Genomic DNA, 13,523 nt, shown 5'->3' on the forward strand with positions numbered 1-13,523 from the left:
GGCCGGCCGACGAGATCATGCCGCTGCTCCGCACCGCCGCCGACGCCGCGCTCCTCGGCTTCACCAGAGCCGACCTGGGCGGGAAGGTCGTGGCCGGCACCCCGCGCGACTCCCTGTACGTACTGGACGTCCTCTACGGATCGCGGACGCCTCGTGCCTGAAGCGGCACGGCGAGCGTGACGGTACGGCCCGTACGCACTCCGGGGAGATCCAGGAGGCCGGGGGCTGGCGGGACTTCGTGGAGGTCCGCGAGGAGCTGGTCGCGTGGCTGGACGCGCGAGCGTGGACGACCGGATGGGCCGAAGGCGTTGTTCGACGCGGCGGCCGGCTGGCTGCGCGAGGGGCGGATGCTGCTGCCGGGGGCGAGTCGGCTGGCCCTGCTGGTGGGCACGGTGCGGGAGGCGGCGAACCAGCGGCTGTGGGACACGCTGTACGGGCTGCTGAACGTCGGTCAGCGTACGGTGCTGGACTCACTGCTGACCGTGCCGCCCGGTGAGCGGGTCTCGGAGCTGGACCGGCTGCGGCGCGGACCTGTACAGGTGTCGGGTCCGCAGCATGACTGGCGGCGGAGGAAGCCGGACGGTGGTACCCACCGTCCTCAAGAAGCGAGCAGGTCGTCACGGGAGTGGGATACGCAACGTGTAGGTTGACCTGCTAAAACTCGGATCCGAGGGGTGGGGTAAGTGGTGCGACGGAAGAAACCGGGCAGAAGAAGCGCTGGCTTCCTGGCACGTGTTGGGGTCGTTGCCGCAGTTGCGGTGGGCACGGTGGCCTGCTCCGTCGGCACTCCACCGGAGGAGACACCCGCGTACCGGGACGGCAGGGAGATGGGCGTTGCGCTGTATGAGGAAGGCGGCTGGCCGGACGCCAGCCAATCCAAGGCAGAGGACCTGTGCCGTTTCCCCGCTCAGACCGAAGGTCTCCAAGGCGCGGAGGCGGACGACTACATCGCTGGTTGCGTGGCCGGGCTCCGTGCACACTGATCTGGCGCCATCGCCGGGCGGCCTGGCATCCGCGAACGCTGCGCCGAGGTCGTAGGCGCGGACCTGGTTAGTGACCAGGGAACCGGCGTCCTTCAGCATGTCCGGCCAGTGCGTGATCACCTTGTTCAGGTTCACGCGGTTGCGGGCCAGGTCCTCCACCACGCCGTACGTACCGCTCTCGACGCCGGGCATCGTGGCCCACCAGAACCGCTGGTCGTCAAGGTCGCGGAACCGCGGGCTGAAGTTGTAGCCGAGGGCGCCGAGAGCGGTCATGGGTGAGATCACCGTCCTCGCGGAGCGTGCGATCACGGGCCGTGTCTGCCTAGCCTGGGATCACGTCCAGGGGGGCCTGGAGGAGCACGGATGCCCCGTCCCTTGTGGTCCGGAGCGGTGTCGTTTGGCCTGGTCACTTCTCTGAACTAGAGCGGGAGGCAGTGAGTGGGCCGCTGGCGACTCGCAGCAGGTACGCCCAAGACTGCCCAGGAGGCCGCAGGTCCTGGTTCGGTCGTTGAACCGAGGACTTCAGGGTTTCAAAGTGTTGCCCCCACCCGGGGTGACGTGCATCCCGGGTCGGTGCGCGTTCCAATAGGAAGAGGGACTCCCCGTCCGCCGACAGGAAAGACGTGATAAACCGCCAGCCAACGGCTTCACATTCCCTCCTCGGTGCAGGTTCCGTGAAGGGGTCAACATTGCAGACTCGTCGCGGGGATGTGACTCGTTCATGCCAGCCAGGCCACCGAGCAGTGGGCTGCCCGTTCTACATGCCGAACGTCCCGTCGAAACCACCCGCGCGAAATGGACCATCCAAGATCGGGCCGACGATCCGGCGATCAGCCCTCGGTGCGAGGTGTGTCCGGTGGATCCCACGATTCTGGGACCTTTCCCAGCAACTTTAGGACGCATCAGAAATTCGCCGCAGCAAGGAAGGAGCCTCTGATGTCGACACAGAACCGCTGGCGGAACTGCTGGAAATGTCAGAGCCTGTACTACAACGGGCATGGTGACGGCAATAGGGGGGTCTGCCCACGCGACGGAGAAGGCCATGGTGTGGCGGGGCCCGACTTCACTCTGACCTACAACCAGGCGCCGTCATTTCTCCCCTCCACTTATCAGGATGAATGGAAGAACTGCCGGCATTGCCAAGTACTCTTTTATGCACCCAATCTAGGCATCTGCCCTAGCCCATATTCCGAATTCGGCACCCATTCTTCAGGCTTCGGATTCACCTATGACTTTCACCTCGTGCACGCGGATATTTGGGATGACACGTTCAAGAACCAGCCCAACTGGCGCAACTGCTGGAACTGTCAGGCCCTCTACTTCGACGGATTCGACGATAAGGGTAGATGCCCGATAGGCGGAGGGCATGAGGGCCACGGGATCGATCCGGCTGTCTATAATTTCCACCTCCCTTACCCGATGAGTCCGTCCATACAATTGCTACAAACGGGAGTGCGTGTCGTTAGGGTCCTTGGGGTGGGGTTTACGCCGGAAGCGAAAGTGAAGGTGGACCGGGCAGTCCACAACTTGGGCGGCGATTACAATTACGGAAACAGAGAAGTGGACAGTGACCGTGACGGTGAAATTTCGACTGATCTCTCGTGGTCGGGGTTTGCCGCTTGGGACAGAATTGATGTAGGCGCCAGGGATACAGGGAGCGATACAGTAGCCTCAAGTTATCTAAATCCGTGATGCCTCGCTGGCCGAATAATCCCTCGATCACCGATAGGGCGTGTCCGGGCGCCAGCGACGGCGACGCTGGGGCGGCCGGGCTGGCGGTGGCAGGCTGGAGGGGTGGGGGCCGCACCTGATGGAGGCACCGATGCGTCCGATCTGGAGCGGGGCCATTTCTTTCGGTCTCGTGACTTCTCTGAACTAGGCCCCGTTCGGAACGATTCGGGGTCTAGGTTCCGGCGGCGGGCACCGGCGCTGGACTGCCATCGCCTTGGCTTCGCGACGGACGGCCAGAAAAGACGTGCGCTGGCCCTCATCGCTGGACAAGGGAGGGCCGGGCCTGCGGGCCGCGGGGGCGCGCATGCAGTGTGAAAATCAGCCCTGCTCGGTGCAGCCTGCAGGTGAGAATGATGGGCATGGCCCGTTCGTTCTTCCGTTCCCCCGTCGCCGACCGCGAGTATGTGCAGCGAGTCCGCCGGCACCCGCCCAGCTCCCTCCTGCCGCTGATCGCGCGAACGAGCGCACAGCGGCCGACGAAGGAGCAGTGGGCCGCTGACCGCACCGGGCTCTACCGGCCATGGGGTCTTGCCGACGCGGCCTGGGTGTCGCTGGCCCACGGCAACGAGCACCGGCAGAAGGCGGCCACCGAAGCCGACCTGCTGGAGATCCTCGCCCAACACGCGGCCCTGGACGACCCGCTGCGGCACCTGCCCATCGGCCAGCGCTTGGAAGGGTTCCTGCTCCGGGTCGCAGGTCAGCAGTTCACCTGGCAGGAGGATGATTTCTCCGAGCTCGCGCGGAGTGTCGCCCTGCTGGCCCAGACTAAGCCGAGCAGGTCGCTGGAGGTCCTCACCGCCGGGTGGGAGCAGGACCTCCTCGGCTGCCCGCTGGCGGACTACGTGGGGCTCGGACTGCTGCTGTACACCGTGGCGACCACCCGGCAGGGCCGGTTCGACCTCGCCTGGCTACCGGAGAACGAGCTCGCCATCTTCGAAGCCCTGACCAGCCGGGCGGCTATCCAGACGGTGGTGGAGCGGCACTTCGCCACCGACGCCACAGAGGAGCGTGCCCGGGTCGCGGACGGCCTGCTGACGTCCGATCCCCTGCTGCGGCGGTACAACCCCAACCCGTTGCGGGCCCGCCCGCTGGTCCGCGGGTACGGATGCGACTACCTGATCCCAGTAACGCCCACCGTGCTGGGCAAGGTCAGCCCAATGGGCCTGTACTACACCGGCCGCGACCACTACACGGACGACGAGACGTTCTTGGCGTTCACACGCGACCTGGGGGATCTGTTCGAGCAGTACGTCGGCCGGCAATTGCGCCTCCTGCCCGACTCCGAGGTCTACCCGGAGATCGTCTACGGCAAGAACGGGGAGAAGAGCGTCGACTGGATCGTGGTGCTGCCCGGACTCGTGCTGCTGGTCGAAGTCAAGTCGGTCCGTCCCACTGCCAAGCTGCGGCTCGGCCCCCAGCAGGAGTTCGGCGACGAGCTGGACCAGAAGCTGGGCAAGGCCATCGGTAAGCAGATCACCAACACCGCGACGCTGATCCGCGACCGGCACGCGAAGTTCACCCACATCCCCACCGACCGCCCGATGTTCGGCCTCGTTGTCACCATGGAGCCGTACCACCTCGTCAACACTCCCGAATTCCGGCACACCCTGCCGACCACGGACGTCCCCACGCTGGTCGCCCCGGCCAGCGAGCTGGAGGATGCCGTCATCGCGACCGACCCCGGTCTCGAACAGGCCCTGCTCGCCCAGATCGAGCAGCCGACTCCCGCAGGCTGGTCCCTGCGGGCCCTCGCCGACGGGCGGCCCGCCATCAACCCAATCCTGGATGAGGCATGGGCGGCCTACCCCTGGACGAAGCCGCGCAGTCTCGAAGCAGCAACCGTGGCGGCACCATAACGGCCTCTCCGCCACCAGTCACCGGCTCCATCGACAGATCGCTCCGGCCGTGCGCCACCACCGCAGGCCGCCCCTCCGGATGACCACCGAGCCCGGGCTACAGACATCCGTCGTCGACGCCTACACCGGCCGCCGACCACGCAACCTAGCGCTTCATCGTGATTCTCCCTGGAAGAGCGAATAGCCTGACGGGGATCAGGAGGGGAGTTCATGCACGACCGCAGCGGGCCGGACGACGGGGAAAACGGAGCAGAGTCATCCGGATCGACAGCCGAACTGCGAGCCCGAGCCACCGAGCTGGAGAACCGGGTGCCCCCCGCCCCCACCGACCCCCGGACCGACGACGAGCGGATGCTCCTGGAGAAGGCCGCCGCACTGCGCACCGAAGCCGAGCGCGCCGAGCACCCCGCCGTTTCCCCTTGGGCAGTAGAGGAGGAAGCCCCCGCCAGCCAGGCGGAGACGGCGGATCCCGCCCCCTCCGCCCGCCCCGACGCGGTCCCGATACCGACGGCCTCCTTCCAGGTCGCGGTGAACAACTTCCACTTCCCCGCCCTCCCCAACGGCTTGGACTTCCTGCTGAGCGCCGTCGAACTCCTCGCTCGCCCAGACGGGCCCGGGTCGAGGGACCTCAAGTACGCCGTGCTCCACATCCGCACCGCGGCCGAGGTGCTGCTCAAGGCCCGGCTGGAGATGCACGACCCCGCGCTCGTCTGGGTAAAGCCGGACAAGTACAACGAGGCAGAACACAAGGCTGGCGAATTCAGGAGTTGCGGCGCCGAGGAGGCGATCAAGCGCCTGAACGAGACCGTCGGCATCGCCCTTGAATCCGACCTCGACCCGGAGGATGACGACCTCCTTCAACTGGGGAGGCTGCGCAACCGGCTGACCCACCTCGGCTGGAGCGACACCGCCGACGCCGTCCAGGCACGGACCCTGCCCGTGCTGGTCCTGCTCCTGAAGTTCCTCCGCCTCGATGTCCTGCCGTACATCGAGGATCGCGCAGAGGCCTGGACCGTCGAGCAGGAGATGGACGGCATCAACGCACAGTTGCACCACCTCGAGGACTACGTGGCGCATCGCAAGGCCGAGATCGCCGACGAGCTCAGCGGCCACGAGTACGTGACCGTCGCGTGCCGCTCGTGCGGCCAGTACGCCGTCGTGCTCGACGGCGGTGCGGTGGACCTGAAGTGCCACTTCTGCGGGAAGGACTACGGCACCGGCGTGGACGCGGCCTGGGAGCACGCGGGATCGAGCCGGCACATCGTCATCAGCACAGGCGGCGAAGACTTCGACAGCTGCTCGGTGTGCGGCGACTCCGCGGTCGCCTACCTCTCCACCGCCGCCGAGCCCGACACGGCCTCCTACATCTGCTTCGGCTGCGGGGTCAACCACGAAGGCGTCTGTGACTACTGCCGACAGGCCGGAGACCTCGCACTCACCGTCAGGGACACTGGCGAAGACATGTGCGGGGACTGTTACGCGGAGCGCCTCGCCAAGTTCTGACCCCCTAGCTTGCACCGGGAACAACGTGACGCTCCCACTAGGTGTTGCGGGCTGAGCCGGTGTGGGTCGAGACGTTCGCTCCGTGGCCAGAGACCCTTGGCATCCCGAGCATCACCGGGCTTTCGGGGTGCGCTCCATCGATCTGCTGGATCTTGGATTCGGCGCCGGACAAGCTGACCTGGAGGCCCTCGATCTCGCCGAGCCATCCTTCGTTCTCGGCCTCGACGATTCGGGCATGGAGGTTGTCGCGGATCTCGACGAGTCGGTGCCGCTGAGCTGGATCGGGGCGGAACATCGAGCACCGGATGCAGGCTTCTCTGAACCAGTAACTACGGTCCGTTGAGGCAGTCGGCAAACCTGTGGCACATGAGTACCGTCCCGGGCCAGGATGCGGCTATGCGTGATGTCCAGAGCGATCCCGAGTTGCAGGATCTGGTTCGGCGGTTCGTTACGCCTGATCGGCGATACCTTCGGTTGGGCGGGAGCGTTTTCCGGTTGAGCCCGGTTGATCGCTCCGCGTTTGTGCGGGATCTGGCTCAGGCTGCGTACGAAATCACTCCGGCGGAGCTCGGCGTCCTCTTCGAGGGTGGATGGCGCGAGCGCAAGACTGCCGCCTGGCTGGTTGCTGTGGCCCACAGGTCCGAGTTCCGCGAGCTCATAGGTCGGCTCCTGCTGGCCAGCGAGGGGCCGTATGCGGGCGCGGCATACTGCGTCGCCCTTGCGAAGTTCGGTACTGCAGCGGATGCCGAACTGCTCAGCGCATACCTTGATCACTACTTGTCGCGTCCCGACCTCGACTACGACCAGGCAGTCGTCCTTGGGACGCTTCTGTACCTCGATGAGATTCTCGGCTCCGAGTACACGACACGGTTCCTTGCCCCGGCCGGTCCCTGGGACCGATGGCTCGAAGTCCGGGCCGTGGCGGCTCTCGACCCGCATGACTGTCGGCAGGCCGTGCAGCAACTGTGCGCTTTCGTCGACGAGACCGCTGAGGTCTTCGCCTCGCTGGCCTGCGGGAGCTGATCATGACCGAGCGGGACATCATCCTCAACGAACTCGCCCAAGGACTGCGCCCGATGTCACAGGGCATCGAGTGGTTCGACACCCACAGCCCGGAGGAGCAGGCCGAGATACTCCTGTTCCTGCGCCACCACTGCGTGCAGGCGCGCGCCGTCACCGAAGACGGACCGGAGAGCATCCGACGTGCCGGGCTGCGCCCGACGCACACCCCGGCGGTCTTGATCACCTGCGGCCCGATCGACCAGCAACTGGGGAAGATCGCCGGCCTCACCCCTGTCGACGAACGACGCAAGGCGTTCCGGCTGCTGGTCAAGGTCCTCGCGGTCGCAGACGAACGGCGCCGCGAACGCTTCTGCTCCGGCGGATGCGGTCACTGGTGGCACAACCTGCCCGTCGCCGACGGGTGAGGACGAGTCCCCCGCCGCTGGCCTCCGCCCCTGGACTCCATGTGCGGCAAGACGGACTGACGGCAGTGTTCATGCGCTCGTGTCGTCGGCGGCGGAGTCGATCACCGCGCTCAGGGCCTGCAAGGCGCCATCGTATTGGTGGCGGTCGAACTGGAACGGACCGAATGCCACGTAGTCGCGGGTCTTGCGGTGGGGTTGCTCGAAGGCGTCCCAGGTTACGAGATCCGCTGTCGCGGTGATGCGGGCCATGAGCGGCCAGCACCCCCACTCACCGCATTCACAACCGAGGACGGGGGTCTTCGGCCCCATCGCGCTAGTGGACAGTCCGAGGAAGTGGTCCTGCATCGGGCCGAACCGGAAGAACTCCGGAATCAGACCACCGTAGGCATCACCTGCAGGCTGCATCCCGGCCGCGATCTCGTACTCATCGATCAGCTCGGTGAGTGGTGCTCCGTCGATGTGAGGGACGACCACGAGCAGACCCCTGTCGTCACGGTGCTGGCAATCGAACCGGATCTCATTGCTGATCATCCCGCGATTGTCTCAGCGACGCTGCTCCCTCCTTCTGGGCGGGGTGAGCCGGGGCCTTGCGCGACATGCCGAGGCTGATCGCCACGCTGCCGGGCGCGGAGTCGATCTGGTCGATTCTGGATTCGGCGCTGGCGAGGCTGACGCGCAGGCCCTCGATTTCGCCGAGCCAGCCCTCTTTCTCGGCTTCGGCGATCCGGTCGAGGAGGTTGTCGCGGATCTCCACCAGGCGGCCGCGCTGGGCGGGGTCGGGGCGCAGGAGGGAGCAGCGGACAGAGTCAGGAGCGCCCGTGCTCGCGGTTGAGCTCGTGGTAGCCGCGGAAGTCGAAGAACCGCAGGCCGTCGATCACCGCTCCAGACAGGATTTCCGGCAGGGTCCAAGGGTGGGGGGGGTAGTCGTCCGTTGCCACGCCTCCATGCTCAAGCAGCAGCGCGATCATTCGGTGAACCTCTGCGGTGCCGTCGATCCGCCCGGAGATGTCGATCTGCACCGCCCAAGTGGGGTGATGTCCGACGGCCGCTTCGAGGATCGCCACATCCTCGGGATCTCAATCGGAGAAGAGGTAGCCGGTCTGCTCATCGTCGATGTCGATGTAGAGGTTGCCGTCCAGAGTCCATGGATTGCGCTACTCGGGCAGATGCCGATTGAGCGAGGCGACGGTCTCGGCTCGCTCACCTGAGGGAAACACGAAGACAGTTCGCATGAGTTGGAGCGTAGGCAGTTCAGCTTCGTGGCGACCATGGATTTCAGGGACGGTGCTGGTCCGTCGACGTAGTGGTGGTGCGGATGGCGACGTCGGCGAAGGTTGGCATGCCGAGATCGACTGTGGAGGGTCGGCGGGCTGCTTCGGCATCGAGCTGGTCCAGCTTGCTCTGCGCGCCGGCGAGGCTGACCTGGAGGCCCTCGACTTCGCCCAGCCATCCTTCCCGCTCCGCCTCGGCGATCCGGGCGATCAGGTTGTCACGGATGTCAGTCAGCCGTGACCGTTGGGTTGGATCAGGCCGGAGGAGCGAGGATCTGACACAAGCGTGCTCGTGGATGCAGGCGGTGCCGTAGGCGCGGGCGCAGGTGCCGACGGAGAGTTTGCGGCGTTCGAAGTGGCCGAGGAAGTCCTCCCACTCGGCGTCGGTGGGGGTGCGGTACTCCTCGGCGGGGCGCAGGGCCCGGCGGCGGGTGAGGAAGGCGCGGTGGGCTTCGATGGTCTCGGTGGGGTAGACGGCGTTGTAGCCCATGGTGGTGTTGATGTTGTTGTGGCCGACGATGACCTGGGCGATGTGGGGTGGGAGTCCGGAGCGGATGGCGTCGGTGATGAACATCCGCCGGAAGTCGTGCGGTGCGAAGTCGAGCGGTTTGCCGGTGGTGTCGGTGAGCCCGATGAAGGCCAGAACTTCGCTCAGCGTGTGGCGGATGAACTCACCGCTCATGCGGGAGCGCTCGCCGCCGCGGTTCCACTGGAACAGAAGTGGGGCGGGCGGGTTCCAGGTGCGTTCTTCGTAGTCGTAGGCGGCCAGCAGCGGGACGGCGCCCGTACGGGGGTCGCGGACGCGCCGGATGACGGCGGACAGGACGTCTGCGAGCTCGGGACTGACGAGCAGGACGCGCTCCTGATCGGTCTTGGACGGGGCGATCTGGAGGAGGGGAACGATTTCGCCGGTGGTGGGTAGGCGGTACTGGACCAGGGCGGGGTGGCTGGTTTCCAGCATCTCCTCGATGCGCGCACCGGTGTGCCGCAGGAACTCCACCGCTGCCCAGGCCCAGAACGCACGGCGCTCGGCGACGTCGAAGTAGATGAACTTCCCGCACGCGTCGCGGGCGCTGGCGGTGACGGCGTTCTTCGTGCGGGTGAAGACGGCGCCCCCAGCCGTGAACGTTGATCCAGTAGGCGCGGCAAGTAGGGCCTGCAGGCAAGCCAAACGGTGGCGGTGGTGGTCGGCAGCGGCGCGGGCGAAGATCTCCAGGGCGGGGAGGCGTTCGCGGGTGCGCTGGTCCATGCGCGCCTTGACCCGCTTGGTGCGCTTGCGGTCCAGCGTCTCCGCTTCCTTGATCGGGCACGGCGCCGCCCATGGCCCCCACCGGGCCGGTTCCTCCACCGCCCAGCGGGCGATGTCCAGATAGAACGCGCGGACGTTCATCATCTGCAGCGCCACATCGGCCCGCTCGACCACGGTCTCCTCGACGGTGCCGTCCGGGCGTCGGCGCCGCTGGATGCGTGTCCGCAGGCGCTCCTTCCATCCGCTGATTACAGCGGGCGGAAGATCCAGTGAGTCGATGCCGGGGTGGTGGCGTTCGAGGTCGGACCAGAAGTTCCTGGTCAGAGCCCGGGCGAGGTTGTCCAGTGAGCTGTAGTCGAGCCGGTGCCGGCGCTCCTCCAGGTAGTCGATCAGCAACGCTCTGATCGGCGCGTTCTCCACCCCGTGCCGGTCCACAAGCTGCTCGCAGGTGAGCTGGCCGGTGACCCTGCCCACGAATCGCAGGGTCACCGGCGCGTCGGACGGCAGATGGCCGAGTTCCCGCAGCCAGGAGTAGAACAGTGTGTTCGCGCTGCCTCGACCGCTCCTTGCCCGCACCGCGGTGGCGTATTCGAGGGCATCTCCCACGGTGATGTCCGCCAGCCTGCCGCCCTTGGCCAGGATGATCCTGGCCAAGGCCAGACGGGCACTGCCAGCCCCGACCGTCGCCCACCGGTCCGGGTCGACGTGCGCCTTCAACTGGGCAAAGCCGACCGGGTCACGAGCTGCCTCGACGACCCGCAGATGACTGCTGCGGTGGCCGACGAGCCACTGCAGAGACAGACGCACCACGTCCGCACTGGCCAAGGCCAGCAGCCCGCTCTGCACGGTGCCCCGCCGCGTCACGCCGGTGGCCGATGCGACCCAGATGTGGCCCTCCTCGCCCCACCGACGAGGGCAGGCCGCCGCAGGGGATGGCTCCCACCGTTCCTGCCAGCTCGTTCCGGGAAATCCGGACAGCCACATCAGGATGGCGCGAGCCCCGGCGACCCGGTACCAGCGGGTGGTCCTGTCAGCCGTATCGAACGGCGGTCCTTGCACAGCAGCGAGAACCTCATCGACGGGTCTGCACGTCATGGGCCACTGCCTCCCAGCCTCGCGGGCAGGAAACCGGGCCCGTGCTTGTTCCAGTGGACCGCCCACGGCCCGGGGAACACGCGGGCGCTCGCCGGGGCCGGCCGGGGTCGTGCCGGTCAGGTGCCGAATGCGGGCCTTCACCAGGATCCTCCGAACAGATCGTCAAGAGCCTGAGCCCGGTACCCGGCCGCGGGCACCGCCGGGAGGCGGGCCAGCCGCTCCTGCCGGACGTGGTGCGCGCGTACGGCTTCCACGATCTCGTCACGGCCTGCGGGGACGTAGACCTGGGTGGTAGTCAGGTGAGCGTGACCGAGGATCCACTGCACATCGGTCAAGGCCAGCTGCGGGTCCCGGGCCATCCGGTACGCGGCCGTGTGCCGCAGGTCGTGGAGCGTCCAGTTGGCCCCGAGCAGCGCATTCGCCCGGTTCAGCATTGCCCGGGCCGCGTGGTAGTTCAGCGGCCGAAACGGCCGTCGCAACGTCCACCACAACGACGCAGCCGGATCCTGCGGGACCCCCGCCCGCCACGACTCCTCCTGGTAGAGCCGCAGCCACACGAAGGCGTCAGGTGACGAGGGCAGCTGCTGGTAGGCCCGCGTGCCCTTGCGGATCACCCCCAGCAGCTGCTCGCCCGGCAGTTGGTCACGCTGGCGGCTCGTCAGCAGCTCTTCGGCCCGGGTCCCGTTGGACACCCAGAACGCCACCAGCGCGCGGTCCCGGTGGTGCCGCAGCGCCGCGAACAGATCGTTGAACAGGCCGTCGGGGATCCGCCGCGGCAACGTCGAGGGAACCTTCGGCCGGTAGCGGCCGCCGCCCGTCGCCCGCAGGGGCCCGCCGGCGGAGGCGGGACGGCGGCGTTCCCGTCCGGTGGGGAACGGGTTGATGATCGGGCCCGTGCCCTCCTCCAAGTGGAAGGCGTAGAACGCGCGCAGCACAGCCTCAGCGTGCACGCGTGTCCTGGCCGAGTACATCGGCCCCGGTGCCGCCTTGCCCGTCACCGGATTCGGCACCCCCGCCAACCGGCCCGGCGGCATCGGGAGCGAGTCGCCCTGTGCGCGCCGACGCCAGTGGACGCGGACCGGCTTGGGAGCGACCTGCATCCAGCGGGCAAAGTCCCGTGCATCCCTTCGCGTCACCCGGTCCCACGCCAGCCCCCAACCCGCCAGGAATCGCCACCAGCGCAGCAGGTCCATCCCATACGAACGGACGGTAGACGTCGGCCGCCCACACGCCTGCAGCTCGGCGAAGAAGGCGCTCACCGGTTCCCAGGAAGGACAGAACCCGGCCCGGGCTCTCTAGGAGCTGCCGTATGGGGCGCAGAGCGGCCTCGCGGGTCTCGACCTCACGACGGCCCCGTCTCTGTCCAGCAGCACGTACGGCCTCGCCGGATCGTCCGTCTTAACCAGCCCACCGGATTCCGGCAGCATGAAGCTGGCCAGATCCCGGGCGGAATCAACCCGTCTCAAACATGGCCGGGAAGCTAGCAGAAATAGCTTCTGACCTGCGAATACACCGCTCTTAGTTCAGTCAACGAGACAGTGCCTATCAAGCTGGAGAATGCGACCGAGAGACACGACGTTTCCCTGCGCCAGGTGCACGTGGAGGACGGTGGCCGGATCCGGTACCGCAAGACGTGCGAGATCGACGGCCAGGTCCTCACCGAGGACGAGATCGGCAAGGGCTACGAGATCAGCAAGGACCTCGTCATCCCGATCACGGACGAGGACCTGGCGGAGATGCCGCTGCCCACGGCGAAGGCGATCGAGATCGTGGCGTTCATCGACCGGTCCTCCGTTGACGCGGTCCAGTACGGCGCCGGCTCGTACTACCTGACCGCCGACGGACCGGTGGCTGCGAAGCCGTACGTGCTGCTCCGCAAGGCGCTCGAGCGCAACGAGAAGGTCGCCGTCGCCAAGTTCGCCCTCCGCGGCCGCGAACGACTCGGCCTGCTCCGCCCCCTCGGCGGCGCCCTGCTCCTGTCCGGCCTGCACTGGGGAGATGAGATCCGCTCCTCCGAGGAGATCACCCCGCCCGAGACCGAGCTGACCGACGACGAGATCGAAGGCGCGCTCGAGCTGATGGAGACGATGACCGTCGACTCCCTCACCGACCTGGACGTCACCGACCGCTACACCGAGGCGCTCCACGAGGTCATCGAGGCGAAGGCCGAGCACCGGGCCCCGAAACACGCCGAGGGCAAGGAGAAGACGGCCGCGCCGGTCGTCGACCTCATGGCCGCGCTGGAGAAGTCCGTCGCCGACGCCCGCGAACGCCGCGGCGAGAGTGCCGACGGGGGCGAGGCGACCGTGCACGAGATGCCCGCGAAGCCGAAGAAGAAGACGGCCGCGAAGAAGGCCACGGCCAGGAAGACCGCAGCGAAGAAGACGACCCGCCGGAAGACCGCCTGA

Annotated in this window: 13 protein-coding genes and 2 pseudogenes; 9 read left to right on the forward strand and 6 right to left on the reverse strand. The window is 67.2% G+C overall.

Features of this window, described 5'->3' with window-relative positions:
• Positions 1 to 253 precede the first annotated feature (253 nt).
• Positions 254 to 554, forward strand: a pseudogene (locus E0F75_RS38925) (DUF4158 domain-containing protein); the annotation flags it as partial.
• A gap of 432 nt (positions 555 to 986) precedes the next feature.
• Here E0F75_RS38925 and E0F75_RS40840 read toward each other — a convergent pair.
• Positions 987 to 1,238: pseudogene (locus E0F75_RS40840) on the reverse strand (Tn3 family transposase); the annotation flags it as partial.
• 681 nt (positions 1,239 to 1,919) lie between these two features.
• Between E0F75_RS40840 and E0F75_RS38935 the strand changes: the two are divergent.
• The 6 genes from E0F75_RS38935 (at position 1,920) to E0F75_RS38960 (ending at position 7,500) form a co-directional block, all read left to right on the forward strand.
• Entirely contained in the window at positions 1,920 to 2,675 is a 756-nt protein-coding gene (locus tag E0F75_RS38935) for a hypothetical protein (RefSeq protein WP_229315765.1), read from the forward strand.
• Positions 2,676 to 3,073: 398 nt separating this feature from the next.
• A complete protein-coding gene (locus E0F75_RS38940) occupies positions 3,074 to 4,570 on the forward strand; it encodes a hypothetical protein (RefSeq protein WP_229315767.1) in 1,497 nt (498 codons plus the stop codon).
• Between the two features lie 309 nt (positions 4,571 to 4,879).
• On the forward strand, positions 4,880 to 6,073 hold the full coding sequence (locus tag E0F75_RS38945; RefSeq protein ID WP_229315769.1) for a hypothetical protein: 1,194 nt from the start codon (positions 4,880 to 4,882) through the stop codon (positions 6,071 to 6,073).
• 82 nt (positions 6,074 to 6,155) lie between these two features.
• Entirely contained in the window at positions 6,156 to 6,416 is a 261-nt protein-coding gene (locus E0F75_RS38950; protein WP_229315770.1) for a hypothetical protein, read from the forward strand.
• A gap of 53 nt (positions 6,417 to 6,469) precedes the next feature.
• Complete coding sequence (locus E0F75_RS38955) at positions 6,470 to 7,096, forward strand: DUF6000 family protein (RefSeq protein WP_229315771.1); 627 nt, start codon at positions 6,470 to 6,472, stop codon at positions 7,094 to 7,096.
• Positions 7,097 to 7,098: 2 nt separating this feature from the next.
• Positions 7,099 to 7,500 (forward strand): DUF5958 family protein, encoded by a 402-nt coding sequence (locus E0F75_RS38960; RefSeq protein WP_037652292.1) that lies wholly within the window; start codon positions 7,099 to 7,101, stop codon positions 7,498 to 7,500.
• A 69-nt stretch (positions 7,501 to 7,569) separates the two neighbouring features.
• Here E0F75_RS38960 and E0F75_RS38965 read toward each other — a convergent pair whose 3' ends face one another.
• Genes E0F75_RS38965 through E0F75_RS40250 form a run of 3 tightly spaced genes read right to left on the reverse strand, consistent with a single transcriptional unit; the run spans position 7,570 to position 8,438 of the window.
• Positions 7,570 to 8,031 (reverse strand): hypothetical protein, encoded by a 462-nt coding sequence (locus E0F75_RS38965; protein ID WP_037652294.1) that lies wholly within the window; start codon positions 8,029 to 8,031, stop codon positions 7,570 to 7,572.
• Positions 8,018 to 8,254 carry a hypothetical protein gene (locus E0F75_RS38970; protein ID WP_229315773.1) on the reverse strand — a complete coding sequence of 79 codons (237 nt, stop codon included), beginning with the start codon at positions 8,252 to 8,254 and terminating at the stop codon, positions 8,018 to 8,020. Before E0F75_RS38970 ends, E0F75_RS38965 begins: the two co-directional genes overlap by 14 nt.
• 52 nt (positions 8,255 to 8,306) lie before the next feature.
• On the reverse strand, positions 8,307 to 8,438 hold the full coding sequence (locus tag E0F75_RS40250) for a hypothetical protein (RefSeq protein WP_267500071.1): 132 nt from the start codon (positions 8,436 to 8,438) through the stop codon (positions 8,307 to 8,309).
• 6 nt (positions 8,439 to 8,444) lie between these two features.
• Here E0F75_RS40250 and E0F75_RS38975 point away from each other — a divergent pair, with 6 nt between their 5' ends.
• Positions 8,445 to 8,708 carry a hypothetical protein gene (locus E0F75_RS38975; protein ID WP_229315775.1) on the forward strand — a complete coding sequence of 88 codons (264 nt, stop codon included), beginning with the start codon at positions 8,445 to 8,447 and terminating at the stop codon, positions 8,706 to 8,708.
• Positions 8,709 to 8,775: 67 nt separating this feature from the next.
• Here the strand turns inward: E0F75_RS38975 and E0F75_RS38980 are convergent, their stop codons facing one another.
• Complete coding sequence (locus E0F75_RS38980) at positions 8,776 to 11,115, reverse strand: site-specific integrase (protein ID WP_229315776.1); 2,340 nt, start codon at positions 11,113 to 11,115, stop codon at positions 8,776 to 8,778.
• Positions 11,116 to 11,252: 137 nt separating this feature from the next.
• Entirely contained in the window at positions 11,253 to 12,374 is a 1,122-nt protein-coding gene (locus E0F75_RS38985; RefSeq protein ID WP_308189658.1) for a tyrosine-type recombinase/integrase, read from the reverse strand.
• Between the two features lie 279 nt (positions 12,375 to 12,653).
• Here E0F75_RS38985 and E0F75_RS38990 point away from each other — a divergent pair, with 279 nt between their 5' ends.
• Entirely contained in the window at positions 12,654 to 13,523 is an 870-nt protein-coding gene (locus E0F75_RS38990) for a Ku protein (protein WP_308189659.1), read from the forward strand.

It is taken from the genome of Streptomyces sp. CB02980 (assembly GCF_014451325.2).
Lineage (GTDB): Bacteria > Actinomycetota > Actinomycetes > Streptomycetales > Streptomycetaceae > Streptomyces.